The organism is Pantoea brenneri (assembly GCF_038594305.1).
Classification (GTDB): domain Bacteria; phylum Pseudomonadota; class Gammaproteobacteria; order Enterobacterales; family Enterobacteriaceae; genus Pantoea; species Pantoea brenneri.
This window is the reverse complement of the sequence record NZ_JBCGBG010000001.1, coordinates 1,636,939-1,660,359: the sequence shown is the minus strand read 5'-3', so window position 1 is coordinate 1,660,359 and position 23,421 is coordinate 1,636,939. Positions and strand designations below refer to the sequence as shown.

Sequence of the window (23,421 nt, the reverse complement as noted above, 5' to 3'; positions counted from 1 at the left end):
CTTATGACTCTACCGCAAAAAAACGGAGGTTATTGAGCACCCTGGCGAGATAAAGTCTACAACGAGATTGGAAACTTACAAGTATGATGTGAGGCGCTTCTGTAAAAAAACAGAGATTTATACACAAATTCTAACAATTAGCCTGGTATTATCGTCGCGGATCAATAGCCAAAAAACCTGCTAAACCATTGTCAACGCTCGAACTAACAGAATCAGTGGTTTAGCGACGACAGATAAGAAATATAGCTTGAGAAAGTTCCGACTTTTACTTAATGAAACAAATCCGACTGAATTTTTAGCGCATTTTGTGGTCCGAGAGGCGCTTCGGGTGTTCCACTCGACCGCAAAATCAATCCCAGGGCATCGCCTTCGGCCGCTGCATTTTCCAGTTGACGTCGTTCATCTTCATCCAGTTCGTACGGAATCCATGCCAGAACGACACTGTAATTTCCGGTACGCAGCGCTTTTATCATCGCCTCAACTGCGTTCATACGCTCAGAATCGGCAATATGCATGCTCTTATCCAGCGGCAAGCCGGACTGCTGTAACCAGGCACGGTTCAGCTTATGCGCAGGGGTTAACCACAGTTGCCAGCGCGACTGCTGACTCAGCTGCTGCAACAGCGGCAACAGTAACATCTGCATCATTCCGGGCTGCTCACTATAGCGTAACTCAGTAATCCAGCCATGCTGAGAAGCGGATACGGAAGAGGACGCGTAATGATGAGCATAGCGTGCATTGTTCGGATGTTGTGTTCGCATAAGTTAATCACTCAGCAGTGGACTGTATGAATATACAGTACTGGCGTTACGCATAAAGATCAACCCAAATTTCTGATAACGCCTCGCAAAAACGTCACAAGGTTAGCGGAACCGCTATTAATTCATTGAACCGGATAAGGCTTTTTCCTATCTTCTAATTATCTGAAACCAAACATAATTTCAGATATTTCTATAACACGGAGGTGATGTGATGAAAAAGTTAAATCCGATCATTGAACGTTCCAGAGCGCAGCTGGCCCCGCTGGGCTCGATCGAGTCGCGAACCCAGTTTGGTGGCTATGCGCTGGCTGTCGAACGGGTAGTTTTTGCTTTGGTAAATAATGACGCACTCTATCTGCGCGCCAGCGAGCCACTGCGTGAATACATCGCACAGCGTCCACTCGAGCCATTAATCTTTCGTAAGCGTGGCGTACTGGTCAGCCTTAACTACTATCGGGTTGATGACGCTTTATGGCATGCGCCAGCGCATCTGCTGACGTTAACCGCTGCGTCACTGGAGACCGCAAGGGAAGAGCAGCAGCGTAAGCAGTTATCACTGCGCTTAAAAGATCTGCCTAATCTCAGTGTGCGTATGGAGATGATGTTACATGAGGCGGGTATTCTGAACGTGCAGCATCTGTATGAGATCGGCGCTAAGCAATGCTGGCTGAAGCTGAAAGCGGTAAACCAGCATGTCGGGCTACAGACGCTGCTGGCGCTGGAGGGGGCGATATCGGGCCATCACTATGCCGCCCTGCCACAGGCGGTCAGGGCGGAACTCAATGCCTGGTTTCAGCGCACCGTACTGATGACGCTGAATCCCAAAGGCGGCGTAAACTAATCGGCGTTAAGCGTGCGGCGCAGGCGAGCGACTTCAGGCATCAGCGCCACCAGCAAGCCGAGTTGCTGCAATACCAGTGGCGCACGTGTATCCGCATCGGCGGCCAGCTGGCTGATCCGCTGAGCCAGTTGATGACGCATCGTCTCAGCCTGTTGATCGCTGACGACATCCGTTTGCAGCACATCCTCAACATAACAGACCGTATCATCCAGCAGTTTGAGCAGTTCCGGTTCGCTAATTTTATCGCGATGCGCACCCAGTGCAGAGATATAGCTCAGGAAAGAGTGATTTGAGCACAGCAACTGAAAAGCGGAATCACGCATTGTCTGGCTGGTACGGCTTTCACTGCTCATGTTGGAGACCACCGACGCCAGTTCGGCATCGGCATTATGCGCATCCCGCCGGGCGATGCGATAAGCCAGGCGGTTATCTTTGCCCTGATGGTATTGCTCCATAATCGCATCCAGATAGCGGCAGTTGGCCTGTAAGGTGCGTTCTGCTACCGCCGGTAGCTGACGGAAGCGCCAGTCTGGCCAGATAAAGGCGACGGCCAGCCAGGCCAGACCGCAGCCCAAAAGCGTATCGACCACCCGCGGTAAAGCCACCTCAAATCCTTCGCCGAGCAGGTTAAAACAGAGCAGCACCAGCAGCGTGATAAACAGCGTGGCCTGCGCATACTGCACCTGTCGGAAGGCGAAAAACAGCACCCCGCTGATCACGATTAGAATCAGTTGCCCTTCGACCGAGGGCACCAGCCAGAGCACCGGCAGACCAATAGCGATCCCGGCCAGCGTCCCGCCAATACGCAGCGCCAGCCGCCGCTGTGTCGCATTATAGTTGGGCTGGCAGACAAACAGACTGGTCAGCAGTATCCAGTAGCCTCGCTCCAGGCCGGTGATCTGAATGAAGCCGTAACCGATACACAGCACCACCGACATCCGCACCGCGTGGCGGAACAGCGCCGAAGCGGGGGTAAGGTGGCGACTGAAGCGCAGCCTGATATCGCTCCAGCCGCTCAAACCTTCGCGTGACAGCAGATTGTCGCTGTGCTGCGGATCGTCGCCTGCCAGCGTCTGCTCCGATTCGATAGAGGCCAGCTGGGCGTCAATCGCCTGCAGGTTGCGCAGCAGCCAGTAAAGCGCACGGGTATGGGTGGCCTCTGGCTCACGCTGCTCAAGGCGTTCTATGGCTTTTTGCAGCCGTTCAAATGCCCGCTCAAACCGGCTGTCGTGCACCCAGCGTTCACGCATTAAAATAGAGTGCGCCAGCTGCCGACAGGCCTGGGCCTGCATATTGAGTAAACGCTGGAAGCGGAACAGGATCTCGTTATAGCGCCAGTCACCACGCAGCAGGTGATATTGCAGATGAGAAGAGCTGGCACGTTCATGGATATCCTGCGCCACAAAGTAGTAGTGCAGACTGCGCCGGGTACCACGTGAACCGCGATCGCCACGCAACCGGCTCTGCAGAGTGGTCTTGGTCAGATTGAGCTGGGCGACGAGCTGGCTGTTGACCATCGCGGCATCAATAAAGGTCGCATCATCCTGTTCGCCAGCATCCGGATCGAACAGATTGGCTTTGGCATCCAGATAACGCGCCAGCTGGGAAAAACTGCCCGCCAGTTGTTCCTGAACCGGCCGAACCGGAAACATCAGGTGACCGAGCAGGGTCAGCAGGTTGTACCAGAGCGCGCCCACCAGCAACAGAATCGGCTGCATATACCACTGGCTGAACAACCCGATGCCGAGCATGGTATAGACCGCAATCAGCAAGGCACCAAAGGCAATGGTGGCGTAGCGCTGACCGAGCGCCCCCAGCAGAATGAAGCCCCAGGTGGAGATCGCCAGTCCGGCAATAAACGCCAGCGGGTAGGGAAACAGCAGTTCAACCGACACCGAAGCGATACAGAAGCAGAGCAGGGTGATCAGCAGATTCTTTAGCCGCCCGGCTAGCCGATCGTCAAGATCCGCCAGCGCCGCGGCCACCACGCCCAGCGTCAGCGGGATGGTCCACTCAATCTGGTGCAGCCACCAGGGAATGGCGGCACACCCGCTCAGCGCAAACAGAATGCGCAGCAGGTAGCGCCAGGTACTGTTAAACAGATACTGCCGCCAGCCGGGCAGGCTTTTCGACATCATACTAATAGCGACGGGCATTGGCTTCGCGCGCGGCACGCGCCTCTTCCACCGATACGACGCGGCGTCCTACCGGCCACAGCGCAATCGCGGCAATTTTGAAGTTAGCGATACCGACCGGAATGCCGATGATGCTGATGCACTGCACAATGCCGACCGAAATGTGCGACAGGCAGAGCCACCAGCCAAAGAAGATCAGCCAGAAGATATTCAGGAAGGTTCCGCCGGTGTTCATGATGTGACTCCGGTTTTCCGGGCGCAGCACGTCGACATGCACCGCTTCATTGCCAAATGGCAACAGCGACAGTTTGGTAATTTCCCAGCAGGAGCGGGTCAGCGGCAGGGTAAAAATCAGCACAATGCTGATTAAGGTGGCAAACAGCCAGCTCAGGGTGGTGAAAAAGCCACCCAGAACGAAATTAAGAACGTTTAAGACGGTGCGCATGACATTTTTTTCCTTTTGCATTCCGCAAGATGTGACGCCAAGTTTAGCCTGTTTTAAGGCTGGAGCGCCAAGGGTCTGACAGGTAAACTCCCCCTAATCCTATTCTCTGTCGTTGGTGTCGGCGTGGAACTGAAAGCAACCTCCATGGGCAAACGGCTTGCCCAGCATCCTTATAATCGGGTCCGTCTGATGGCGGCTGGCGTGGAAGTCAGCGGCGATAAGCATGAGTACCTGATCCCTTTTAACCAGCTGCTGGATATCACCTGCAAGCGCGGGCTGGTGTGGGGTGAACTGGAATTTTTACTGGCTGACGAAAAAGTGGTCCGGCTGCACGGGACGGAATGGCAGGAAACGCAGCGTTTTCATCACTATCTGCTGCAATCCTGGCAGCAGTGGAGCCTGGAGATGAGCGAGGTGTGCAGTGAGGTTCTGCAAGCGCTGCGTAGCGCGATTGAAGCGTTTAGCACCCAGGATCGCTGGCTCAATCGCAGTGAGCTGCAGGATTTAAAAGCGCAGATCGTGAAACAGTTCGATGCCTTACCCTTGCCGCTGACCCGCCTCAATGAGTTTGCCACCTGTCGTGATGACCTGGAATTTTGCCAGCGCTGGCTGGAGCAGGGCGAGACGGCACTGCGTCAGCGTAACCGTGACTGGACCGCCTCCATGCTGACGCGTTACCACGATTTCTTTGCCAGCGTAGAAACGACGCCGCTGAATACCGCCCAGAGTGAAGCCGTGGTGAACGGTGAGGCTTCGTTGCTGGTGCTGGCGGGTGCCGGTAGCGGTAAGACCTCGGTGCTGGTGGCGCGGGCAGGCTGGCTGATGCAGCGCAGGCTGGCCAGCGCCGATCAAATCCTGCTGCTGGCCTTTGGCCGACAGGCTGCGGAGGAGATGAACGATCGGATCCAGTCCCGACTGGGTGCCAGCGAGATTCAGGCGCGTACCTTTCATTCGCTGGCGCTGCACATTATTCGCGAAGGCAGTAATAAGCAGCCGGCGATCAGTAAACTGGAGAGCGATACCGAGGCTCGCCGCGCCTTACTGATTCAGCACTGGCGTCAGCAGTGCAGTGAGAAGAAAGCGCAGGCCAACGGCTGGCGGCAATGGCTGCGTGATGAGCTGGAGTGGGAGTTGCCGGACGGCGCGTTCTGGCAGGATGACCGGCTGGCTAACCGGCTGGCAACGCGACTGGAGCGCTGGCTGAGCCTGATGCGGATGCACGGCGGCGCCCAGGCGGCGATGATTGCTGAAGTGCCGGACGAAACGCGCGACCTGTTCAGCAAACGCATCCGGCTAATGGCTCCGCTGCTGAAAGCCTGGAAGAGTGCGCTGAAAGAGGAGGGCGCAGTCGATTTTTCCGGCCTGATTCACCAGGCGATTGCAATACTGGAAAAGGGCCGTTTCATCAGCCCGTGGAAACATATTCTGGTCGATGAATTCCAGGATATTTCCCCGCAACGCGCAGCGCTGCTGACCGCATTACGCCAGCAGAATAAGCGTACCTCGCTGTTTGCGGTGGGAGATGACTGGCAGGCGATCTACCGTTTCAGCGGGGCAGAAATGTCGCTGACCACCGCCTTTCATCACTATTTTGGTGAAGGCGATCGCTGTGTGCTGGACACCACCTATCGCTTCAACGATCGCATTGGAGAGATCGCCAATCGCTTTGTGCAGCAAAACCCACAGCAGTTACGCAAACCGCTTAATAGCGTGACCAGGGGGAATAAGAAGTCGATTTCGCTGCTGGCGCAGGATCAGCTTGAAGGGCTGCTGAACAAGCTCAGCGGCTACGCAAAACCGGAGGAACGGATCCTGCTGCTGGCGCGTTACCACTACCTGCGGCCTGAACTGCTGGAGAAAGCGAAGACCCGCTGGCCAAAGCTCAAGCTGGATTTTATGACGATTCACGCCAGTAAAGGACAGCAGGCAGATTACGTGATTCTGCTCGGCTTACAGCAGGGGAAAGAAGGCTTTCCTGCGGCGGCGCGCGAATCGATCATCGAACAGGGATTGTTACCGCAGCCGGAAGCGTTCCCGGATGCAGAAGAGCGACGTCTGGCCTATGTGGCGCTGACGCGGGCGCGTCAGCAGGTCTGGCTGATGTTCGATAAAGCGCAGCCGTCAGTATTTGTCGAACAGTTCCGCGAACTCGGTGTACCGGTGCTGCGCAAAGCCTGAATTACTTCAGGCGTTCTGCCATGTAGCGCTGATAATCGGGGATCATAATATCGACCGCGCCGGCAAACAGCGGCGACTGAATAATGAAGTCGGCGGTTGAGCGGTTGGTGGCGACCGGAATGTTCCACACGGTCGCCAGGCGCAGCAGCGCTTTGACATCCGGATCGTGCGGCACCGCATTCAGCGGGTCCCAGAAAAACATAAGCGCATCAATTTTGCCTTCGGAGATCATTGCGCCAACCTGCTGATCGCCGCCCATCGGGCCACTCAGCATGGCGTTAACGGTTAAACCGGTATGCCGATTGATCAGCGTGCCGGTGGTGCCGGTGGCGTAAAGGGTATGCGGTTCGAGAGCGGCCTGGTTTTGTTTAACCCAGTCGAGTAACGCGGCTTTGCAATGGTCATGGGCGACCAGTGCGATATGTTTTTTTATGCCAAGGGTACGAACGGTTTGTTCCATAAAGGCTTCCTGATAAGTCTCATGCGGAAGAATCGGTGGCATGAGTTTACCCCTGGCCTTTCCTCTCTATCAACTCGTACGCAACATTTTGACCAGCGTCATAAACTGCTGGCGGGTTGCTTCATCGAAACGCTGAAACCAGCGGTGTAGCGAGGGCAATTCCGCCTGGGTGGTCCAGGCAAGATCGGCAGTTAACCGGGCGGAGGGGGCGGAACTCTTTACCTGCCGGGCAAACTGCGGCACGGAGGCTACCTGACCGGTGCGATTATAGTTGAGCATCGCCTTTTCCATATCCGCGGTGGCGCTGGCCGGCAGATGGTCACGCATACTGACAATCTCTTTGCCGTGCTCATCCACCAGCTGGAAATTGAGGCTGCGATCGAAATGGTAACGCTCGCGTTTCGTCTCCAGTGGCGGCAGCTTAATGGTGATGGTTTTGGCGGCGGCGGTAAACGTAACGATCATCGGTACCGACTGGTAGCGCTGAACCATATCCGGCCGATCGTTGCGCTGCTTTTCAACCCGAAACAGAAACTGATGCTGACCGCGATCCAGCTCTAAGCTGTCAGCGCCTTTGAGGAGCGAGCCTGAAATTTTTCGGCCATCCAGCACTAACAGGTCAATCTGCGGATCGAGCTTTAAGGTGATGGCAGAACAAGACGCCGAGACGAGGAGTGTTAACAACCCCGTGACAGCCAGCGACAGCTTCATTTCAACTCCAGTAGCAGTGGGCGCAAGGGAAGGTGTGTAGCAAATTCTTACATTATGGCAGTTAATTTACATTTGAACATATTTATTCGTGCGCCGGTTCAATTAATTTCGCTGCCGGCTTAGCCGTGAACCACCAGGCCAATCTACACTCAACGCAGGCCAGAAAGGAGATAACAATGAACGATCAGACAATTCGAGATGTGCTGACACGCAGCCGGCGAATCGCTTTAGTGGGCGCAAGTGATCGCCCGGAGCGCCCGAGTTACGGGGTGATGAAGTATTTACTCGATCAGGGTTACGAGGTGATCCCGGTCAGCCCGAAACTGGCGGGTAAAACGCTGCTGGGACAGCAGGCTTATGCCACCCTGGCTGAGGTGCCCGGGAAAATCGATATGGTGGATGTGTTTCGCAATTCTGAAGCCGCATGGGGCGTCGCGCAGGAAGCGATCGCGGCGGGCGCGGATACGCTATGGCTTCAGTTGGGGGTGATTAATGAACAGGCGGCGGTGCTGGCACAGGATGCGGGCATGACGGTGATTATGGATCGCTGCCCGAAGATTGAGATTCCGCATCTGGGAATCACGCGTTAACAGAGCAGACGTGGCGGCAAACCGTGCCGCCACAGATTAATGTCGCAGATGGGGGGCCTGCAATTGCTGGCGGACTGACGCAGCCAGTTCATCCATTGACGGCTGTTCCGGATGCTCAACGCTGGTTTCACCGGCAAGCTGAATCTCAGCAACGTAGGTATGCACCTGATCGCCTTCCTCATCTTCCATCACTACATGATACCAGGGCGCGCTGCGCAACTTCTCTTCTGCGCCAACGTCTTCAATTTTAGGCTCATCTAACGAGTATTCCGGATCGACATCGACGATAACGCCCAGCACACCGGACAAACGATGACGAACCTGCTGACCAATACCAAATTTACTGGCAATCATAGTGACCTCCGAAAAAAGTACTCCTGATCCAATATGGGGTCAGGAGCCACTTTTTCAAGTCACATTACCCGGCAGGCGAAACCTTTCAGGTAGAGACCTTCCGGATAGCTGGCAATGACTGGATGGTCAGCCGCCTGACGGAATTGCTCAATGAACTGCACCTCATGTCCGGCATCCAGCGCCGCGTCGGCAATGATCTTCTGGAACAGATCGGTCGCCATCAGGCCGGAGCAGGAGAAGGTCAGCAAAATGCCGCCTGGGTTGAGCAACTGGATCGCCAGCATATTAATATCTTTATAGCCACGACAGGCGCCCATCAACTGGCTTTTATTCTCAACGAATTTCGGCGGATCCATGATGATCAGATCAAACTTTTCGCCCGCGTCACGGTAACGACGCAGCAGTTTGAAAACATCATCCCGTTCGAAACGGGCGCGTGACACGTCCAGTTGGTTGAGTTCAACGTTCTGACGCGCTACATCCAGCGCATCCTGTGAGGTATCAACGCTGATCACTTCTTTACAGCCGCCCATCAGGGCAGAGACGGCAAATCCACCGGTATAGGAAAAGCAGTTCAGCACCCGGGCATCTTTGGCGTAGCGGCGCGTCGCCAGACGGCTGTCGCGCTGATCGAGGTAATAGCCGGTTTTATGGCCGCCCTGAATATCCACCAGCAGCTTCATACCATGTTCGGTAATCGGCAGCAGCGGCGGCGGGATCTCACCGGTGACGGTGCCCTGCGCCAGTTCCAGTCCCTCTTTTTTACGCACCGCAACATCAGAGCGGTCATAGATGGCGCAGCCCGGGAAGCAGTGCTGCAAGGCCGAGATAATCGCCGGACGCTGATATTCCGCCCCGGCAGATAACAGCTGCATCACTAAAAAGTTGCCGAAGCGGTCGATGGTGACGCCGGGTAAACCGTCTGATTCACCGGCAACCAGCCGGTAGCTATCCAGACCATCTCGGGCAGCCAGCCATTCGCGCCACTGTTGCGCCTGTTCAAAACGGCGGACAAAGAAGGCGATGTCGATGGATTCATCAGCTTGCCAGCTCCAGACGCGGGCACGGATCTGCGACTGAGGTGACCAGGCGGCACGGGCCAGCCATTTACCGTTACTGTCACAAACATCAATGGTTTCGCCCAGTTGCGCTTTGCCTTCCATACGGGCAACCGCACCCGAAAAGACCCAGGGGTGGCGACGGAGCAGGGACTTTTCACGTCCCTTCGCGAGAATCAATCTGACTGTCATAGTTTGCTATGCTTACCTGAAAAAATGAGGCGCCATTGTCCGGTGGATAACGGGAAATTGCAACGAACAGCAGCAGGAGTGAAAAATGTCAGTAGCCTGTGTCAAAGCGTGGGTTCACGGTCGCGTACAGGGCGTCGGTTTTCGTTACAGCACTCAGGCCGAGGCAAAAACGCTCGGCGTGCAGGGCTATGCGCGTAATCTGGACGATGGCAGCGTTGAAGTGCTGGCCTGCGGTGAGTCTGAACAGGTTGATGCGTTAATCAGCTGGCTAAAAGCGGGCGGGCCGCGCAGCGCCCGGGTTGACCAGGTGCTGGTGGAACCACATCAGCCCGCTCAGCCACCGCGCGGTTTTACCACCGGCTGACTAAAAGTCCGGGTTACAGGCATTTGGCCGGTTTGGGCAGACCAGCGATTTTGGTCGCCTGTTTGGCCGGCCCTTCAGGAAACAGCCGAAACAGATAGCGACTGTTGCCTTTCTCTTCGCCATATTTCTGTGCCATTGCTTTAACCAGCATCCGCACCGCCGGCGAGGTGTTGTATTCGAGGTAAAACGCCCGCACAAAATTCACCACTTCCCAGTGTGCTTCGGTCATCACAATACCTTCCTGGTCGGCGATTTGGCTGGCCAGTGCCTCACTCCAGTCGTCACGATGCTTCAGATAGCCTTCGGCATCGACGGCGATTTCGTTACCGTTGAAATTCACGTTCGGTCCTCTTGATTAATTACGGCGTATTTTACCAAATTCGCTCACCGGAAAAAGCAAAAACCCCGCCGAAGCGGGGTTGAGCAGATTTCGCGGGCAGTGACCGGTTAGTTACTGCGCGAGAAGCCGAGGATGCTCAGCAGGCTGATAAAGATGTTATACAGCGAGACATAGAGGCTGACCGTTGCACGGATATAGTTCGTTTCGCCGCCGTGAATGATATTGCTGGTTTCCCATAAAATCGCACCGGCTGAGAACAGAATAAACAGTGCGCTGATAGCCAGATGCAGCGCCGGCAGTTGTAGGAACAGGTTAGCGATAACCGCCACCAGCAGCACGACAAAGCCGGCCATCATCATTCCGCCGAGGAACGACATATCGCGGCGGGTGGTCAGCACATATGCCGAACAGCAGAAGAACACCAGCGCAGTACCGCCCAGCGCCAGCGCAATTACATCACCCATGCCGGCAGTCAGGAACGAGCTGAGGATAGGACCAAGGCAATAGCCAAGAAAGCCGGTAAAGGCGAAAGCGGCCAGAATACCCATCGGGCTATTGGCCAGACGGTACGTCAGAAACATCAGACCGTAGAAGCCGACCAGCATCAGGATCAGTCCCGGTGCAGGCAGGGCCAGCAGTGTACTGGCCGTAGCGGTTACCGCCGAGAAGGCGAGCGTCAGGCCGAGCAGAAAATAGGTATTACGCAGGACCTTATGGGTCGTCAGCAGTGACGACTGCGATGAAGTAACAATTCTTTCCATGTTGCGCTCCTTTTAGCAGAACACTAAATATGCGCTGAGAATACGCAGTGCAATAATGAGGGAAAAGGCGTTTTACCCTTCTTTACGCGTTATTCCGCTAATTCTTTGAGCAGAGTGGCGATTTTGACATCGAATAACAGCAATTTGACTGTTTTTCAGGCGAATGAATTGATCGATGCTTTACATCGCTAAACGGGATGTTTATAGTGCGCGTCATTGCGGAGGGGTGGCCGAGCGGCTTAAGGCAGCGGTCTTGAAAACCGCCGATGGGAAACCATCCGAGAGTTCGAATCTCTCCTCCTCCGCCACTTTATCTGCTCAGGCGATAAAGCGGCAAAATGTCTGATGATGATTTTGCTTATGCAGTAATGTTACAAAACGGAGGGGTGGCCGAGCGGCTTAAGGCAGCGGTCTTGAAAACCGCCGATGGGAAACCATCCGAGAGTTCGAATCTCTCCTCCTCCGCCACATTTTACAGAACAGGCCAGCACAATGTGCTGGCCTGTTCTGTTTCTGCGATCCGTCTTCCGCATTTCCGAAATTCTCCCGTTTAGCTTTCTGATGAGGGCGGCAGCGTTCATCTGCCCGGCGCATCTCTGCTATAGTCCACTCACTGTTTTTGTAAACATCTGGCGATTTTCCTGGATGAGCTGGGTTACACTGTTTAGCACTTCGCTCTGAGGCGAGCTAATCGGTTGATAGCCAGAGTGTTTCTCTACTGAATGAATGGAATAGGCACAATGATCAAGAAACTGAGTCTTTGCGCATTATCAGTGCTGGCAGCATTACCTGTCGGAACGGTAGCCTTCGCCGCTGATGGCGATATGCAACTGCAACAGGTGCTGATGTTAAGTCGACATAATTTGCGTGCGCCGCTGGCGGATAATGGCAGCGTGCTGGAGCAGTCGACTAAAAAAAGCTGGCCGCAATGGGATGTGCCCGGTGGACAACTGACCACCAAAGGCGGCGTGCTGGAAATCTACATGGGTAACTACACCCGTCAGTGGCTGGCGCAACAGGGTCTGGTGCAGAATGGCAGCTGCCCTGATAGCAATAACGTCTTCGTTTACGCCAATAGCCTGCAGCGTACCGTCGCCACCGCCCAGTTCTTTGTGAATGGTGCCTTCCCGGGTTGTGATGTTGCCGTCACCCATCAGGACGCGATGGGAACCATGGATCCTATCTTCAATCCGGTCATCACCGATGGCAGCGAAGCGTTCAACAAGCAAGCGCTGGCTGACATGGCTGCCGCTAATGGAAAGCTGGCGCTGAAGCCCGCTTTCCAGCGACTGGAAAAGATCGTTGACTACAAATCCTCTCCGGCCTGTAACAACAAAAAGCAGTGTGATCTGAGCAGCGGCCAGAACAGCTTCAGCGCGGAAAATGGCAAAGAACCAAACGTCAGTGGCCCGTTAAAAGTGGGTAACTCGCTGATAGATGCCTTTACGCTGCAATATTATGAAGGTTTCCCGCTGGATCAGGTTGCCTGGGGCCAGATCAAAACGCCTGAGCAGTGGAAAGAGCTGTCTGCGATTAAAAATGGTTATCAGGATACGCTGTTCACCAGCCCGACGATTGCCCGGGAAGTGGCGGCCCCGCTGGTGGATTACATCCGTAGCCAGTTAGTCGATCAGGACAAGGCCAATGCGCCAAAAGTGACCCTGATGGTTGGCCACGACTCCAACATCGCCTCCTTACTGAGTGCGTTGCAGGTGAAGCCGTATGAGCTGCCTGATACCTATGAAAAAACGCCGATTGGCGGTCAGGTGGTATTTGAGCGCTGGCACGATGCCAAAAATGATAAAGATCTGCTGAAGGTCGAGTACGTTTACCAGACCGCCGATCAGTTGCGTGATGCCGATGTACTGAGCCTGAAAAATCCGCCGAAGCGCGTTACTCTGCAACTGACCGGTTGTCAGACAGATGCGAATGGCTATTGCAGCTGGGATCAGTTCTCGCAGGCGTTAAATAGCGCGCTGCAGGGGACCCCAATGCAACCTGCGGCCGCAGCAAAACCGGCAGCGGCTCAGCCTGACAGCGATGCGGCACCGGCTGCTGCAGCGGCTAACAGCGCAACCGATAAGCCGGCTGACAACGCGAAGGCCGACAAAGCTGACGCCGATAAAGCCAAAGCAGAGAAGGCTGAAGCGGACAAAGCAGCCGCTGAAAAAGCGAAGGCAGAGAAAGCTGACGCCGATAAAGCCAAAGCAGAGAAGGCTGAAGCGGACAAAGCAGCCGCTGAAAAAGCCAAAGCAGATAAGGCAGCGGCTGACAAAGCGGCAGCCGAAAAAGCCAAAGCAGACAAAGCAGCAGCCGATAAAGCAGCGGCCGAGAATGCCAAAGCAGAGAAAGCAGACGCTGAGAAAGCCGCGGCTGAAAAAGCTAAAGCCGACAACGCGACAGCCAGCCAGGCCCCAACCGCCGCGCAAAGCAACGACGCGAAATCAGTGGCAACGGCAGCGCAGTAAGTTTTCCTGCCGCGGTAAAATAAAAAACCCCGTCGAAACGGGGTTTTTTTATGGCTGACGTCCGGTTAGCCGGCGACCACCACCAGCTTCTGATTGGCAAATTCTTTAATGCCGAGGTCTGACAGCTCACGGCCATAGCCGGAACGTTTAACCCCACCAAACGGCAGCTCTGCCGAGGTATCACTTTGCGAGTTGATGAACACCATGCCGGTTTCAATCGCTGACGCCAGCTTGCGACCACGGGCGATATCGCGGGTCCAGACCGAGCCGCCTAAACCGTAGTGTGAATCGTTGGCCAGCGCGATAGCAGCCTGATCGTCACCAACCACGTAGACCTGCGCAACCGGGCCGAAGAACTCCTGATAATAGGCCGGGTTATCCGGCGTAATACCGGTGAGCAGGGTAGGCTGATAGTAACAGCCCACGCCCGCGACCGCTTTGCCGCCGGTGACCAGCTGCGCGCCATGCGCCACGGCTTCGTCCACCTGTTTCACCAGACGGTCACGCGCATCACTGGACGAAAGCGGGCCCAGCGTGGTTTTCTCATCCAGCGGATCGCCCAGCGTGACGGAACTCAGCGCCGCGCTAAACTGACTGATAAAGCGATCGGCAATTTTTTCATGCAGGATAAAGCGCTTGGCAGCGGTACAAACCTGACCACAGTTGCTCAGGCGAGCCTGCACGCCCTGACGCACCGCTTCATCGAGATCGGCATCATCCAGCACGACAAAAACATCGTTGCCGCCCAGTTCGAGAGTCGACTTTTTCAGATGCTTACCGGCCTGCTCTGCGACTGCGCTGCCTGCCCGTTCCGAACCGGTCAGCGCCACGCCCTGAACCCGCTCGTCGGCAATCAAATCCGCAACCTGATCGGTCGAGATAAACAGGTTAGTCCAGGCACCTTCAGGCGCACCGGCTTCGCGGACCAGCTTTTCAAACACGTCGGCACAGTGCGGGACGATATTGGCATGTTTCGCCAGCACCGGATTACCCAGCGCCAGGTTAGGTGCCAGCACCCGCATCAACTGGTAATAAGGGAAGTTCCACGGCTCAACCGCCACCAGCACACCAATCGGATGATACTCAACCCAGGCTTCGCCCAGTTCACTAGGGTAGGGCTGCGGTTTCAGAATACGTTCGGCGTTTTCAGCATAGTAGCGCGCAATCTGCGAACAAATTTTTACTTCGCCGCGGCTTTGACCAATCAGCTTGCCCATCTCTTTACTGGCGATGGTGGCCAGCTCTTCCGCACGGCTATCAATCAGATCAGCCAGTTTGTGCAACACCTGCAGACGCGGCTGAATATCGCCTTTGCTCCAGTCTGAGTGGTAAAGGCGATCGGCGACCTCCAGAGCATGGCTGACGGCCGCCTCATCATGGGAGGGCCAGCTTTTCAGCACCTGGTTGTTCGCGGGATTAATGCTTTGATAGGAAGACATAGCGTGCTCCTTGGTCAGTTAAAAAGTCGAGGCGGGAAATTCCCGCCCCTGAATTACACGTTTTTTCGTTCTACTGTTTTGTCATCCCAGGTCAGGACATCTTTATCGGTTTTTTCAAAGGCGCGAATCAGCACGTCGTCACTGCCTTGCTGGCGCCAGATCTCTTCTGCAAGCCGCTCATCGTAATTTGCCACTTCGAAAATGGCCTCGGCGATTTCAGGCGAGGTATGACGCAGACTGGCCCATTCGCCAACGTGATGTGCTTTTGCTTGTTCAGTAGCCATAATGTTCTCCTTCGATGAAATCATTCCTTCAGTTTTACGGTCAGCCCGGCAACGTGCTCACCCTGATAGCGGGCGATGTTCAGTTCCTCTTCCGTGGGCTGACGTGAACCATCCCCGCCCGCCAGGGTAGAGGCACCATAAGGCGTACCGCCGCGAGTCCGGGAAATATCAAACAACTCCTGCGTGCCGTAGCCGATCGGGACAATCACCATGCCGTGATGCGCCAGGGTGGTCCAGACCGAGGTAATCGTCAGCTCCTGGCCGCCGCCGGTGCCGGTTGAGGTGAAAACGCTGCCGACCTTGCCATGCAGCGCCCCCGATGCCCACAGTCCACCGGTGCGATCCCAGAAGGTGCGCATCTGACCTGACATATTGCCGAAGCGGGTCGGGGTGCCGACGATAATGGCGTCATACTGCGTCAACACCTCAGGGGTTGCTTCTGCAGCCGCCTGATTGGTTTTACCGCCCACCTGCGCAAAGCGCTCGGCATCCATGGTTTCTGGCACCCGCAGGATATCCACTTCCGCACCAGGCACCCGACGAGCGCCTTCTGCAACCGCGTTCGCCATCGTTTCGATATGTCCATACATTGAGTAGTAGAGCACCAGAATCTTAGCCATTGATCTCTCCGGGTCGGTTTGACGTCCTGAAAAGTATAGAAGAGCTTTCGTTTCACGTGGGCGAAGCGCGGGTCAGGCGTTCGGCAGTCGGGTAATAAACCGCCAGGCAATCGGTTGTAAGGCGACAGAATGTGCGTTGTTTAATCAAACTGAGGGTGAATAGTCTGTTGCTAAATGTGACTGTCGCAGGAGCAAAAACAGAAATTGGCTATTCTTTAAGCATGGCTGAAAGCGGTGCTATTGCCGTCAGCCACAGGTTGCTTTCTTTCCTCATTTATCGCGTTACGCGACAGGAGTAGACCATGGCATCATATCGTGGAGGTTCAGGAAATTTCGCCGAAAACCGTGAACGTGCTGCAGAAGCGGGGCGGAAAGGCGGTAAAAACAGCGGCGGGAATTTCAAAAACGATCCGCAACGCGCTGCCCGTGCTGGCGAAAAAGGGGGGCGCAGCAGCAGTAAAAAAACCGATGATGAATAAACCTCAGTTCCGCCGGTAAACACCGGCGGTCAACGCCGTTGCTTTTCCTCTGTTCACTCCGCACAATAAGCCCGAATCCATCATCAGGTGAATTATGTCGGACGCACTCCGCGGTTTATCCCTGCGCCTTACGCGCCAGGAGCTGGTTTTACTGTTTATCACCATGGTCTGGGGCGGCACCTTTCTGGTGGTGCACCGTGCGATGCAACACTCCGGTCCCTTTTTCTTCGTCGGGCTGCGCTTTGCTACGGCGGCGCTGCTGCTGGCACTGTTTTTCCGCCGTTATCTGGCCGCTATCAGCTGGCTGGAAATTAAAGCCGGCACTCTGATTGGCCTGTCGATTGCCGGAGGTTACGGCTTACAAACCTGGGGAATGCAGACCATCTCCAGCAGCCAGTCAGCGTTTCTCACCGCGCTCTATGTGCCGGTGGTACCGCTGCTGCAATGGCTGTTTTTACGCCGTCCGCCGGGGCTGATGTCGTGGATCGGTATCGTGCTGGCATTTACCGGCCTGTTGCTGGTAGCCGGGCCGCAGGATGGCCGCATCAGCCTGAACGCCGGTGAACTGGCGACCCTGCTCAGTACCCTGGCGATCGCGGCCGAGATCATCTTAATCAGCCGCTATGCCGGTCAGGTTGATGTCCGCCGGGTTACTCTGATACAGCTGGCGGTGGCATCACTGTGCGCTTTTGCGTTGATGATCCCCAATGGTGAAACGGTTCCGGTGCTTTCGACGCCGCTACTGCTCAGCGCGCTGGGACTTGGCGCAGCCAGCGCCTTAATTCAGGTCACGATGAACTGGGCGCAGCGCAGCGTTTCACCGACCCGGGCGACGGTGATTTATGCCGGTGAACCGGTCTGGGCGGGTGTGGTCGGGCGGATAGCGGGTGAGCGTTTGCCAGCCCTGGCGTTGCTGGGCGGGGCGCTGATTGTCTGCGGCGTGATTGTCAGTGAGCTGCGGCTGAAACGGAAGAAAGCGGTGCAGCCAGCGACCACACCGCAGGAATCGCAGGAATAGTTAGCCCTCCTGTCGCGCCAGTGGCTTATCCGGTAGGGTCATGCCGCGTCGGCGCAGAATCGCATTAAGGATAATGGCGCCGAAGGTGGCGGTGCCGATACCGCCGAGGGTAAATGAACCTATCTTCAGTGCAAAGTCACCGGCACCCAGCACCAGCGTGGTGGCGACCATAATCAGGTTGCTGTTCTGGCTGAAATCAACGTGATTTTGAACCCAGATGCGAGCCCCTGCCACCGCAATCAGCCCAAACACCACAATCGATGCTCCGCCAATTACCGGCGCCGGAATCGTGTGGATTAGCGCGCCAAACTTCGGCGAGAAACCGGCCAGAATGGCAATGATCGCCGCGGCGACAAACGCCAGCGTTGAGTAGACTTTAGTCACCGCCATCACCCCGATATTTTCTGCATAGGTGGTCACGCCGCTGCCGCCGATCGAGCCGGAGAGCATTGTTGCCAGACCGTCGCCGACAAATGCCCGCCCCATATACGGGTCAAGGTTACGTCCGGTCATGCCCGCCACCGCTTTCAGGTGACCAAGATTCTCCGCCACCAGAATGATCGCTACCGGCACGATCATCACCATCGCCTGCAGATCAAAAGCTGGCGCGGTGGTGTGCGGCAGACCAAACCACGGTGCCTGCGCCAGCAGCGTAAAGTCGACCGGTTTGCCCAGTCCCAGCCCGTTGGTCAGCAGAGCATAGAGCGCCCACGCCACGATCAGCCCAATCAGGATCAGCAGGCGCTGTATCATGCCGTGCGTAAATACCGCCACCACGCCAATACAGAGCACCGTCATTACCGCCACCCAGCTGTCAAACGAGGATCCGGATACGCCATGCACCGCAATCGGGGCCAGATTCAGCCCGATGGCCATCACCACCGCGCCCGTCACCACTGGCGGCATCAGGTTTTCAATCCAGCGAGTACCGGCTTTCATCACCACCAGCCCAATCAGGGTATAAACCAGGCCACAGGCGATCACGCCACCCAGCGCAACGCTGAGATTAGGGTTCAGTCCCTGACCGCTGAAACCGGTCACGGCGATCACCACCCCGACAAACGCGGCGCTGGAGCCAAGGTAACTGGGCACCCGACCGCCGGTAATCAAAAAGAACAGCAGGGTGCCAATCCCCGACACCAGAATCGCCAGGTTAGGGTCCAGGCCCATCAGCAACGGCATCAGTACCGTTGCGCCAAACATCGCGACTGCATGTTGCAAACCAAGAATCAGCGTTTGCCCCATCGGCAGCGTTTCATCCGGGGCAATAATGCCATTTTCACTCAGTGCCGACTTCTTTTGCCATTGCGGGAACCAGGAACGTGCCATCGTATACTCCAGAAAGTGATGAATGCCGGGGCCAGGCCTGCGGAAGGCTGGCGGATTAACAGGCTTCCTGCCGCATAAGCGGATGATAACCGCGGTCAAACCATGCCAGACCGTGGGTATCGTCGTTACGCACCAGCGCCAGCACCTCACAGAACAGAATGTCGTGGGTGCCGACGCTGACAATCTGGCTGATACGACAGTCAAACGAGGCGACTGCGCCGCTCAGCACCGGCGAACCGGTAATCGCTGTTGACCATTCGGCAGCAATAAAGCGTTCGGCCATCGGCGTCTTGCCGCCGAACAGGTTGGACAAGGTTTCGTGGCCTGCCGCCAGGGTATTGACGCACAGCTGACGGTTTTCACAGAACACCGGCCAGACCGAGGCGGAACGATTGAGGCAGACCAGCAGGGTAGGTGGCGAATCGGTAACGCTGCAGACCGCAGAGGCAGTAAAGCCAGCACGACCGGCCGGACCTTCGGTGGTGATGATATTGACGGCGGCACCCAGCCGCGACATGGCGTTACGAAACTCAGTTTTCTCTACCACAGGCGCAAGATGATTCGGATTCATCGCGTTCTCCACAAAAAGGGTTACCCGGCGACGCGTGCCAGTGGCTGCACGTCATCGGTATCATCCAGCCACTGCACCAGCAGGGCATTAAAGTGATCGGCATCGGTTACGCTCATCGCGTGGCCACCCCATGCCATTACCTGCTCCGAGGCGTTCGGCAGCGCCGCCGCCAGCTGAGCGGAACAGCTCCAGGGCACCAGCAGATCGTCCTGACTGCAGATCACCAGCGCCGGCTGGGGAATAGCGGCGGCACGAGTGCTAAAATCAGCGCTCATCAGGGCGTGCAGACGCCGCATCAGGTTCTCCATTCCCTGGAAATGGGCAATGTGATGACTGTCTTCCTGTTCCAGCCGGGTCTGATGCTGCGCCATCCATTCAGCCGGATAGAGAAACAGCGGCTGGGCACGCACAAAGGCTTCAACGCCGACGTTAAGCAACAGATCCTGGCGCACCTGAAAGCAGCGGCGCGTGTGGGGATGCAGCGTCAGCCAGCCATTGATTACCACTATCCGTTCAACCCGCTCCGGATAATCCAGCGCCAGTTGCAAACCCACCAGCCCGCCGAGCGCATGACCGATCAGGCTAAAACGCAGGATTCCCTGCTGCGCCAGCGCGGCGGCCAGCTCTGCCGCCATCATTGCCATGCTGTAACCTTCCGGCAGGGTATCGGCGCTGCGGCCGGTACCGCGCTGATCGTAGAGCACCACCCGGTAACGGGCGGTCAGGGCAGCCAGCTGCGGCTGCCAGAAGCCCGCCACGCCACCCAGACCGGAAGAGAGCACCAGCGTCGGGGCATCCGGCGACTGCAGGCCAAGGATATCCAGCTGCATCAGACCTCCTGTTTGCCGATGTGCGCCACGCTGGCGATTTCAATCAGCGCATCGGGTTTGACCAGCCCGCACTGAATACAGAAGCGGGCCGGTTTATCACCGGGAAAATAATCGGCATAGACCTGATTCACCGCCGCGTAATTGGCCCAGTCGGTAATGAATATCGAGTTGAACGTCACGTCCGCCATACTGCCGCCGGCGGTTTCAATCACCTTCTTGATGGTTTCCAGTACATGGCGGGTTTGTGCCGCAGCGTCGCCAACGTGCACCACGTTATTATCAGCATCGAACGGTAACGTACCCGAAACGTACACCACGCCGTCGGCCAGCGTGCCGGGCACGAAAGGGGCGATGGGGGTGGTGGTTCCCGGCGGAATAATCACGCTTTTTGGCATAACAACTTCTCCTTTTTGAATCGCTCAGCGGGAATCGGCAGGTTTCAGGCTCTCGCAGAAGGTGGCAACATCCGACACCCAGCCAAAAAACGTTTCGATATTAAACAGGGCCGCCTGCTGCGCAAAAGCAGGTCCGGCCTGATAAGTCGCGTCTTCCAGCACCACGCCGAAATACTCAAGGAAGAAACCGTCACGCAGTGTCGATTCGACGCAGACGTTAGTCGCAATGCCGGTGAAGATCAGATGACGGATACCGCGGCTGCGTAACATGCTGTCGAGCGGCGTATTAAAGAAGCCGCTGTAGCGTGGTTTCGGCAACACAATGTCGCCCGGCTGCGGCACCAGCTGATCCACCAGCGCATAATCCCAGCTGCCTTTCGACAGCAGCGTGCCGTGCAGTTCCGGGCGTTTGCGCATGGTTTTCAGCGCATTCGATTTGTGAAAATTGGGTGAACCGGCATCGCCAGCTTCGACGTAATCCGCATCCCAGCCGTTCTGAAACCAGATAATCTGGATGCCTGCTGCCCGGGCAGCGGTCACCGCCTGTGCGATACTGGCGATCACCGGCTGGGTGGCAGAGACATCAAACCCGGCCAGATCCAGATAGCCGCCTTCGGTGGCGTAAGCATTTTGCATATCCACCACAATCAGCGCGCTCTGGCTGGGTGGAAAGGCGATCGGTTCGGGACGCGCCGGCAGCTCAATCTGCGGCACGTCTGGGGTATGGGCGCAATAAACCGTACTCATCAGGCCACCTCCTGTTGGGCTTCCAGCAGGGCACTGCGGCACTGCATCAGCGGTTGAATATGTTGACCAAAGTCTTCGATGCCCTGCAGGAAATCATCAAACGTCAGCAGCACGCCATGGGTGCCGTCCACCTGCGCCACCTCATCCAGCATCCGCGCCACGCTGGCATAAGAGCCGACCAGCGTCCCCATATTGATGTTGACCGCCGAGGTGGGATCGGCCATCTGGCGCACGTTGGTGTCGCTGCCTGATTTGGTGTCCTGCTGGCTTTGGGTGGTCAGCCAGGAGAGTGCCTCTTCATCGGCACCGGCTTTGTAGTGTTCCCATCGGGCGCGGGCTTCTTCATCGGTCGCAGCCGCGATAATCATAAACAGCACATAGGAGCCGACATCGCGTCCGGCTTTTTCCGCGGCCTGCTTCATCCGCATGGAGGTCGCGCTGAATGCGGTAGGGGTATTCACGCCTTTACCAAAGCAGAAGTTGTAATCGGCGTGCTGGGCGGAAAATGCCATACCGGCATCACTCTGACCGGCGCAGATTACCTTCATCGGCCGCTGCGGTTGCGGGCTGACCCGGCAGTCATTCATGGTGAAAAAATCGCCCTTGAAGTCAGACTTGCCGGTGCCCCACAGATCGCGCAGCACGGTAACGTATTCGGTCAGATAGGCATAACGGCTGCCGAAGTACTCATCGCCCGGCCATAATCCCATCTGCTCATATTCGGGCTTCTGCCAGCCGGTCACCAGGTTGACGCCGAATCGGCCATTGGAAATCGAATCGATGGTGGCGGCCATGCGCGCCACAATAGCCGGGGGCAGCGTCAGCGTGGCCGCCGTCGCGTAGATCTCAATGCGAGAGGTCACGGCTGCCAGGCCCGCCATCAGGGTGAAGGACTCGAGGTTGTGATCCCAGAATCCGGTCTTACCGCCGAAGCCGCGCAGTTTGATCATCGACAGCGCAAAGTCGAAATGGTAATGCTCCGCTTTCAGCACGATCGCTTTGTTCAGTTCAAAGGTCGGCTTGTATTGCGGTGCATGGGATGAAATCAGCCAGCCATTGTTACCAATCGGAATAAAGACGCCTATCTTCATGTGAAACCTCTATGCAGTCGGGGGAGGACATTTCACGCGCGGCACTGCTTCCTGCTTCATCCCTGAGGGGCTGCGCTCAGTCACAATTCTGCAAACTGTGTGCCACTTTTTTTAATGCAATAAATAACAACAGGTTAAACTTAACCCGAAAGAGTTAACCAGAGCAGATGGTCCATTTCGGACCGTTTGGTCAAAATTCGCTGCACATTTTCCATGCAGGCTGAGCGAAAAAGGTGCAGGCGGTGGATTGGGCAGGGCGGAAGCACTTTGCTATGATGCGCTGACACAAGAGGGATGAGGTAAACGTGTGAAAACCGATGAAAAAAAGCCAACGCGTCGTTCGCGTGCCGTCGCCGCGAAACGTGCTGCCATTCTGGAGGCGGCATTGACGTTCTTCTCACAGTTTGGCATTCATGGCACCAGCCTCGATAAGGTGGCAGAACGGGCTGACGTCTCTAAAACCAATCTGCTCTACTATTTCCCCTCTAAAGAAGCGCTGTATGTGGCGGTGCTGAAACAGATACTGGATGTCTGGCTGGCTCCGCTGCGGGCGCTGGCGCACGATCAGGATCCGCTGGTGGCGATTCGCCGCTACATCCGCCTTAAGCTGGAAGTATCACGCGATCACCCACAGGCCTCGCGGCTGTTTTGCCTGGAGATGTTGCAGGGCGCACCACTGCTTAAAGGTGAACTGGCGGGCGATCTGAAACAGCTGGTGGATGACAAAGCGGCGATTATTGAGCGCTGGATTGATGAAGGCCGGCTGGCAGGTGTCCAGCCGCAACATCTGATCTTCATGCTGTGGGCCACCACCCAGCACTATGCCGATTTTGCCAGTCAGGTCGAGGCGGTCACCGGTCAGACGCTTAACGATCCCGATTTTTTTGATCAGACGGTCAGCAACGTGCAGCGCATGATTATTGAAGGGATTCGGGTGCGCTGACTGACGCCGGATCGACC

The 23,421-nt window shown here is 56.2% G+C and carries 26 protein-coding genes and 2 tRNA genes; 10 read left to right on the top strand and 18 right to left on the bottom strand.

The window, feature by feature from the left end:
* Positions 1-269 precede the first annotated feature (269 nt).
* Positions 270-761, bottom strand: a complete 492-nt coding sequence (sulA, locus tag AABB92_RS07820) for an SOS-induced cell division inhibitor SulA (RefSeq protein WP_031376115.1) — start codon at positions 759-761, stop codon at positions 270-272.
* Between the two features lie 211 nt (positions 762-972).
* Between sulA and AABB92_RS07815 the strand changes: the two genes are divergently transcribed.
* Positions 973-1,602, top strand: a complete 630-nt coding sequence (locus AABB92_RS07815; protein WP_031376114.1) for a TfoX/Sxy family DNA transformation protein — start codon at positions 973-975, stop codon at positions 1,600-1,602.
* On the opposite strand, the gene yccS is transcribed toward AABB92_RS07815, so the two are convergent.
* Both yccS and AABB92_RS07805 read right to left on the bottom strand, forming a co-directional pair.
* Positions 1,599-3,758: a YccS family putative transporter gene (gene yccS, locus AABB92_RS07810; protein ID WP_031376113.1), complete on the bottom strand. Its 2,160-nt coding sequence runs from the start codon at positions 3,756-3,758 to the stop codon at positions 1,599-1,601. The two genes, AABB92_RS07815 and yccS, sit on opposite strands and share 4 nt — an antisense overlap.
* Positions 3,742-4,182 carry a YccF domain-containing protein gene (locus tag AABB92_RS07805; RefSeq protein ID WP_031376112.1) on the bottom strand — a complete coding sequence of 147 codons (441 nt, stop codon included), beginning with the start codon at positions 4,180-4,182 and terminating at the stop codon, positions 3,742-3,744. The genes yccS and AABB92_RS07805 overlap by 17 nt, the downstream gene beginning before the upstream one ends.
* A gap of 123 nt (positions 4,183-4,305) precedes the next feature.
* On the opposite strand from AABB92_RS07805, the gene helD reads away from it, so the two are divergent.
* Positions 4,306-6,360, top strand: coding sequence for a DNA helicase IV (gene helD / locus AABB92_RS07800; RefSeq protein WP_031376111.1), 2,055 nt, complete (start codon positions 4,306-4,308; stop codon positions 6,358-6,360).
* Between the two features lies 1 nt (position 6,361).
* On the opposite strand, the gene mgsA is transcribed toward helD, so the two are convergent.
* Complete coding sequence (gene mgsA, locus AABB92_RS07795) at positions 6,362-6,820, bottom strand: methylglyoxal synthase (protein WP_031376110.1); 459 nt, start codon at positions 6,818-6,820, stop codon at positions 6,362-6,364.
* Positions 6,821-6,889: 69 nt separating this feature from the next.
* On the bottom strand, positions 6,890-7,531 hold the full coding sequence (locus AABB92_RS07790; RefSeq protein WP_031376109.1) for a YccT family protein: 642 nt from the start codon (positions 7,529-7,531) through the stop codon (positions 6,890-6,892).
* Between the two features lie 176 nt (positions 7,532-7,707).
* Between AABB92_RS07790 and AABB92_RS07785 the strand changes: the two genes are divergently transcribed.
* Complete coding sequence (locus AABB92_RS07785; protein WP_031376108.1) at positions 7,708-8,121, top strand: CoA-binding protein; 414 nt, start codon at positions 7,708-7,710, stop codon at positions 8,119-8,121.
* Between the two features lie 36 nt (positions 8,122-8,157).
* On the opposite strand, the gene hspQ is transcribed toward AABB92_RS07785, so the two are convergent.
* The gene (gene hspQ, locus AABB92_RS07780) at positions 8,158-8,475 is read right to left on the bottom strand and encodes a heat shock protein HspQ (protein ID WP_031376107.1); all 318 of its coding nucleotides are present in this window, start codon (positions 8,473-8,475) and stop codon (positions 8,158-8,160) included.
* Between the two features lie 59 nt (positions 8,476-8,534).
* Positions 8,535-9,725: a 23S rRNA (cytosine(1962)-C(5))-methyltransferase RlmI gene (gene rlmI / locus AABB92_RS07775; RefSeq protein WP_046288409.1), complete on the bottom strand. Its 1,191-nt coding sequence runs from the start codon at positions 9,723-9,725 to the stop codon at positions 8,535-8,537.
* A gap of 85 nt (positions 9,726-9,810) precedes the next feature.
* Between rlmI and yccX the strand changes: the two genes are divergently transcribed.
* Entirely contained in the window at positions 9,811-10,089 is a 279-nt protein-coding gene (yccX, locus tag AABB92_RS07770) for an acylphosphatase (RefSeq protein ID WP_031376106.1), read from the top strand.
* Between the two features lie 13 nt (positions 10,090-10,102).
* On the opposite strand, the gene AABB92_RS07765 is transcribed toward yccX, so the two are convergent.
* Together AABB92_RS07765 and yccA are read right to left on the bottom strand one after the other, a co-directional pair.
* The gene (locus AABB92_RS07765; RefSeq protein WP_031376105.1) at positions 10,103-10,429 is read right to left on the bottom strand and encodes a TusE/DsrC/DsvC family sulfur relay protein; all 327 of its coding nucleotides are present in this window, start codon (positions 10,427-10,429) and stop codon (positions 10,103-10,105) included.
* Positions 10,430-10,536: 107 nt separating this feature from the next.
* Positions 10,537-11,190, bottom strand: coding sequence for an FtsH protease modulator YccA (yccA, locus tag AABB92_RS07760; protein WP_031376104.1), 654 nt, complete (start codon positions 11,188-11,190; stop codon positions 10,537-10,539).
* A gap of 220 nt (positions 11,191-11,410) precedes the next feature.
* Between yccA and AABB92_RS07755 the strand changes: the two genes are divergently transcribed.
* From AABB92_RS07755 to agp, 3 genes are all read left to right on the top strand, one after another.
* A tRNA-Ser gene (locus tag AABB92_RS07755) sits at positions 11,411-11,498 on the top strand.
* Between the two features lie 72 nt (positions 11,499-11,570).
* Positions 11,571-11,658: transfer RNA gene (locus AABB92_RS07750), tRNA-Ser, on the top strand.
* Positions 11,659-11,930: 272 nt separating this feature from the next.
* The gene (agp, locus tag AABB92_RS07745) at positions 11,931-13,658 is read left to right on the top strand and encodes a bifunctional glucose-1-phosphatase/inositol phosphatase (RefSeq protein WP_031376103.1); all 1,728 of its coding nucleotides are present in this window, start codon (positions 11,931-11,933) and stop codon (positions 13,656-13,658) included.
* Between the two features lie 65 nt (positions 13,659-13,723).
* On the opposite strand, the gene AABB92_RS07740 is transcribed toward agp, so the two are convergent.
* From AABB92_RS07740 to wrbA, 3 genes are read right to left on the bottom strand one after another with little or no spacing between them, the layout of a single operon-like run.
* On the bottom strand, positions 13,724-15,097 hold the full coding sequence (locus AABB92_RS07740) for an NAD-dependent succinate-semialdehyde dehydrogenase (protein WP_031376102.1): 1,374 nt from the start codon (positions 15,095-15,097) through the stop codon (positions 13,724-13,726).
* Between the two features lie 53 nt (positions 15,098-15,150).
* Positions 15,151-15,381 (bottom strand): YccJ family protein, encoded by a 231-nt coding sequence (locus tag AABB92_RS07735; RefSeq protein WP_031376101.1) that lies wholly within the window; start codon positions 15,379-15,381, stop codon positions 15,151-15,153.
* 20 nt (positions 15,382-15,401) lie between these two features.
* A complete protein-coding gene (gene wrbA, locus AABB92_RS07730; protein WP_031376100.1) occupies positions 15,402-16,001 on the bottom strand; it encodes an NAD(P)H:quinone oxidoreductase in 600 nt (199 codons plus the stop codon).
* A gap of 302 nt (positions 16,002-16,303) precedes the next feature.
* On the opposite strand from wrbA, the gene AABB92_RS07725 reads away from it, so the two are divergent.
* A complete protein-coding gene (locus tag AABB92_RS07725; protein WP_031376099.1) occupies positions 16,304-16,480 on the top strand; it encodes a con-10 family general stress protein in 177 nt (58 codons plus the stop codon).
* A gap of 94 nt (positions 16,481-16,574) precedes the next feature.
* Positions 16,575-17,498, top strand: a complete 924-nt coding sequence (locus AABB92_RS07720; protein WP_046288407.1) for a DMT family transporter — start codon at positions 16,575-16,577, stop codon at positions 17,496-17,498.
* Here the strand turns inward: AABB92_RS07720 and rutG are convergent, their stop codons facing one another.
* From rutG to rutA, 6 genes are read right to left on the bottom strand one after another with little or no spacing between them, the layout of a single operon-like run.
* The gene (rutG, locus tag AABB92_RS07715) at positions 17,499-18,827 is read right to left on the bottom strand and encodes a pyrimidine utilization transport protein G (protein ID WP_046288406.1); all 1,329 of its coding nucleotides are present in this window, start codon (positions 18,825-18,827) and stop codon (positions 17,499-17,501) included. It lies immediately after the preceding gene.
* A gap of 55 nt (positions 18,828-18,882) precedes the next feature.
* Positions 18,883-19,398, bottom strand: coding sequence for an NADH-dependent FMN reductase RutF (rutF, locus tag AABB92_RS07710; protein WP_031376098.1), 516 nt, complete (start codon positions 19,396-19,398; stop codon positions 18,883-18,885).
* Between the two features lie 20 nt (positions 19,399-19,418).
* The gene (gene rutD / locus AABB92_RS07705; protein ID WP_031376097.1) at positions 19,419-20,228 is read right to left on the bottom strand and encodes a pyrimidine utilization protein D; all 810 of its coding nucleotides are present in this window, start codon (positions 20,226-20,228) and stop codon (positions 19,419-19,421) included.
* The gene (gene rutC / locus AABB92_RS07700) at positions 20,228-20,623 is read right to left on the bottom strand and encodes a pyrimidine utilization protein C (RefSeq protein ID WP_031376096.1); all 396 of its coding nucleotides are present in this window, start codon (positions 20,621-20,623) and stop codon (positions 20,228-20,230) included. Before rutC ends, rutD begins: the two co-directional genes overlap by 1 nt.
* A 24-nt stretch (positions 20,624-20,647) precedes the next feature.
* The gene (rutB, locus tag AABB92_RS07695) at positions 20,648-21,370 is read right to left on the bottom strand and encodes a pyrimidine utilization protein B (protein ID WP_031376095.1); all 723 of its coding nucleotides are present in this window, start codon (positions 21,368-21,370) and stop codon (positions 20,648-20,650) included.
* On the bottom strand, positions 21,370-22,461 hold the full coding sequence (rutA, locus tag AABB92_RS07690; protein ID WP_031376094.1) for a pyrimidine utilization protein A: 1,092 nt from the start codon (positions 22,459-22,461) through the stop codon (positions 21,370-21,372). Before rutA ends, rutB begins: the two co-directional genes overlap by 1 nt.
* Before the next feature lie 307 nt (positions 22,462-22,768).
* Between rutA and rutR the strand changes: the two genes are divergently transcribed.
* Positions 22,769-23,404 (top strand): HTH-type transcriptional regulator RutR, encoded by a 636-nt coding sequence (gene rutR, locus AABB92_RS07685; RefSeq protein WP_031376093.1) that lies wholly within the window; start codon positions 22,769-22,771, stop codon positions 23,402-23,404.
* The last annotated feature ends 17 nt before the right edge of the window (positions 23,405-23,421 follow it).

Coding starts and splice junctions, on each gene's coding strand:
- mgsA (WP_031376110.1), bottom strand. CDS start 6,820: ATGGAACAAACCGTTCGTACCCTTGGCATAAAAAAACATATCGCACTG.
- AABB92_RS07720 (WP_046288407.1), top strand. CDS start 16,575: ATGTCGGACGCACTCCGCGGTTTATCCCTGCGCCTTACGCGCCAGGAG.
- sulA (WP_031376115.1), bottom strand. CDS start 761: ATGCGAACACAACATCCGAACAATGCACGCTATGCTCATCATTACGCG.
- AABB92_RS07815 (WP_031376114.1), top strand. CDS start 973: ATGAAAAAGTTAAATCCGATCATTGAACGTTCCAGAGCGCAGCTGGCC.
- AABB92_RS07805 (WP_031376112.1), bottom strand. CDS start 4,182: ATGCGCACCGTCTTAAACGTTCTTAATTTCGTTCTGGGTGGCTTTTTC.
- yccX (WP_031376106.1), top strand. CDS start 9,811: ATGTCAGTAGCCTGTGTCAAAGCGTGGGTTCACGGTCGCGTACAGGGC.
- yccS (WP_031376113.1), bottom strand. CDS start 3,758: ATGCCCGTCGCTATTAGTATGATGTCGAAAAGCCTGCCCGGCTGGCGG.
- AABB92_RS07735 (WP_031376101.1), bottom strand. CDS start 15,381: ATGGCTACTGAACAAGCAAAAGCACATCACGTTGGCGAATGGGCCAGT.
- rutA (WP_031376094.1), bottom strand. CDS start 22,461: ATGAAGATAGGCGTCTTTATTCCGATTGGTAACAATGGCTGGCTGATT.
- yccA (WP_031376104.1), bottom strand. CDS start 11,190: ATGGAAAGAATTGTTACTTCATCGCAGTCGTCACTGCTGACGACCCAT.
- AABB92_RS07740 (WP_031376102.1), bottom strand. CDS start 15,097: ATGTCTTCCTATCAAAGCATTAATCCCGCGAACAACCAGGTGCTGAAA.
- AABB92_RS07725 (WP_031376099.1), top strand. CDS start 16,304: ATGGCATCATATCGTGGAGGTTCAGGAAATTTCGCCGAAAACCGTGAA.
- rutG (WP_046288406.1), bottom strand. CDS start 18,827: ATGGCACGTTCCTGGTTCCCGCAATGGCAAAAGAAGTCGGCACTGAGT.
- wrbA (WP_031376100.1), bottom strand. CDS start 16,001: ATGGCTAAGATTCTGGTGCTCTACTACTCAATGTATGGACATATCGAA.
- rutC (WP_031376096.1), bottom strand. CDS start 20,623: ATGCCAAAAAGCGTGATTATTCCGCCGGGAACCACCACCCCCATCGCC.
- rutF (WP_031376098.1), bottom strand. CDS start 19,398: ATGAATCCGAATCATCTTGCGCCTGTGGTAGAGAAAACTGAGTTTCGT.
- AABB92_RS07790 (WP_031376109.1), bottom strand. CDS start 7,531: ATGAAGCTGTCGCTGGCTGTCACGGGGTTGTTAACACTCCTCGTCTCG.
- rlmI (WP_046288409.1), bottom strand. CDS start 9,725: ATGACAGTCAGATTGATTCTCGCGAAGGGACGTGAAAAGTCCCTGCTC.
- AABB92_RS07785 (WP_031376108.1), top strand. CDS start 7,708: ATGAACGATCAGACAATTCGAGATGTGCTGACACGCAGCCGGCGAATC.
- hspQ (WP_031376107.1), bottom strand. CDS start 8,475: ATGATTGCCAGTAAATTTGGTATTGGTCAGCAGGTTCGTCATCGTTTG.
- agp (WP_031376103.1), top strand. CDS start 11,931: ATGATCAAGAAACTGAGTCTTTGCGCATTATCAGTGCTGGCAGCATTA.
- rutB (WP_031376095.1), bottom strand. CDS start 21,370: ATGAGTACGGTTTATTGCGCCCATACCCCAGACGTGCCGCAGATTGAG.
- rutD (WP_031376097.1), bottom strand. CDS start 20,228: ATGCAGCTGGATATCCTTGGCCTGCAGTCGCCGGATGCCCCGACGCTG.